Annotated in this window: 2 protein-coding genes; both read left to right on the forward strand. The window is 77.9% G+C overall.

From position 1 onward, the window contains the following. On the forward strand, positions 1–498 hold a 498-nt coding region (locus ACSNOD_RS30710), incomplete at its 5' end, for a DUF402 domain-containing protein (RefSeq protein ID WP_436770356.1). A gap of 273 nt (positions 499–771) precedes the next feature. Beyond that, positions 772–2,022 (forward strand): GAF domain-containing protein, encoded by a 1,251-nt coding sequence (locus ACSNOD_RS30715; RefSeq protein WP_436770357.1) that lies wholly within the window; start codon positions 772–774, stop codon positions 2,020–2,022. The last annotated feature ends 38 nt before the right edge of the window (positions 2,023–2,060 follow it).

The raw sequence follows: 2,060 nt of genomic DNA on the forward strand, positions 1-2,060 counted from the left end.
GCCCCCACCCCGCTCACCCCCGGCAGCGACGTCGCGGTCCGGCTGGTGAAGGGACCCCGCCCGGAGGTGCGCTATCCGGCCGCCGTGGTGCGCGACGACGGCAACCACGTCGTCGTCCGCGCGCCCTGGGCCGGCCCGCCGTCCCGGGACTTCGGCTTCGTACGGTTCGAGACCGGCGACGTGTTCACCGAGCACTACTGGCGCGACCGCTGGTACTCCGTCAAGGAGGTGCGGGCGGCGTCCGGGGCGCTCAAGGGCTGGTACTGCGATGTGACCCGGCCGGCGCGCGTGGTCCCCGGCACGCTCGTGGTGGAGGACCTGGACCTGGATCTGTGGCTCTCGGCCGACGGACGGGACGTGCTGCGCCTGGACGAGGACGAGTTCGCCGAGAGCGGGCTGGCGGAGCGCGACCCCGACGCGGCGCGGCGGGCCCGGCAGGCGCTGGACGACCTGGAGGCGATGGCGCGCGGCGGGGGCTTCGAGGCGCTGCTCGACTGAGCCGGCCCCCGGCCGGGGGCCCGGTGGACGAGCGGAGGGTGGTGCTGCGCCGACACGGCACCACCCTCGCTCGTGCCCGCCACCGCGACCGGCACGGGTGAGTCCGTTTCGGTGGCGTGATGGCACTCTGTGCCAACGCGGGGGCGGGGCACAAACGTTGCAGGGGGTTGCGGTCACCGGGCCCCCGGCCGTTTGGCGGAGCCCGCGCGGCGGCAGCATGGCACCGTGACCACCCTCGAGAACGCAGCGCCGGACGCCGGTTGCCCGGCGGCCATGGACACCCGGCGGGCCACCCGTCTGCTCAGCGGCGTGCGCGCCGCCACCCTGGAGGGCCGGCGGCCGCCCGGCGCGCCCAGACCGGTGATCGAGGAGTCCTGGGACCGGGTGCGGCGCTGGGGGGTCGACCCGGAGCGGGGCCGCCACACCGGTTTCCTCCCGCTGGAGGAGGTGGAGCGCCGCCGGCAGTCCTCGCCGCTGCGCACCGTGCTGCCGGTGCTGCGCGAGGGCCTGGTGCCGATCTCGGACGCGGCCCGGCACATCATGGTCGTCACCGACGCCGAGGGCTGGGTGCTGTGGCGGGACGGCAACGCGGCGGTGCGCCGGCAGGCGGACGGCATCGGCTTCGACCGGGGGGCGGGTTGGGCCGAGGAGACGATGGGCACCAACGCCGTCGGCACGGCGCTGGTGACCCGGAGCCCGGTGCGGGTGCACTCGGCCGAGCACTTCGTGCGCTCGCACCACGCGTGGACCTGTGCGGCGGCCCCGCTGCACGACCCCAGGGACGGCCGGCTGCTGGGCGCCGTGGACGTCAGCGGCCCGGCCGCGGGGGCGCATCCGGCGATGCTGGCGCTGGTCACGGCCGTGGCCCGGCTGGCGGAGGGCGAGTTACGGGAGCGGCACCGGGCGGCGGTCGAGCGGCTGCGGGCGGTGGCCGCCCCGGTGCTGTGCCGGGTCGGGGGCAGGGCCGTGGCGGTCGACCGGGCCGGCTGGACGGCGGCCGTGCAGGGGCTGCCCCCCATGAGCCGGGTGGCGCTGCCGGCCTCGCTGGGGCCCGGCCGCGCCTGGCTGCCGGCGCTGGGGACGTGCGCGGTCGAGCCGCTGCCGGACGGCTGGCTGCTGCGGCCGGAGGGGCCGAGCGCGGACGCGGACCCGGCGGCGGCCCCCGGCCGGGTGGTGCTCGATCTGCGGTCGGCCCGGACGGCGACGGTCACCGTCTCCGGGGGCGTCGGCGACTGGTCGCAGCATCTGAGCCCCCGTCACGCCGAGATCCTCTATCTGCTGGCCCGGCACCCCTCGGGGCGCACGGCGGGACAGCTGGCCGCGGATCTGTTCGGGGACCCGTCCCGGACGGTGACGGTCCGGGCGGAGATGTCCCGGGTGCGGCGGACGCTGGCGGGCGTGCTGGCGCACCGCCCGTACCGGTTCGCCGAGGGCGTGGAGGTGGATCTGCTGCTGCCGGCCGACCCCGGCGATCTGCTGCCGCACTCGACCGCGCCGGCGGTGCGGCGGGCGCGGCGCGGCTGAGGATCACCCGCTCCCCCGCCGCCCGCTCCCCGGCCACC

The organism is Streptomyces sp. URMC 123 (assembly GCF_051386515.1).
In the GTDB taxonomy this organism is placed as follows: Bacteria; Actinomycetota; Actinomycetes; order Streptomycetales; family Streptomycetaceae; genus Streptomyces.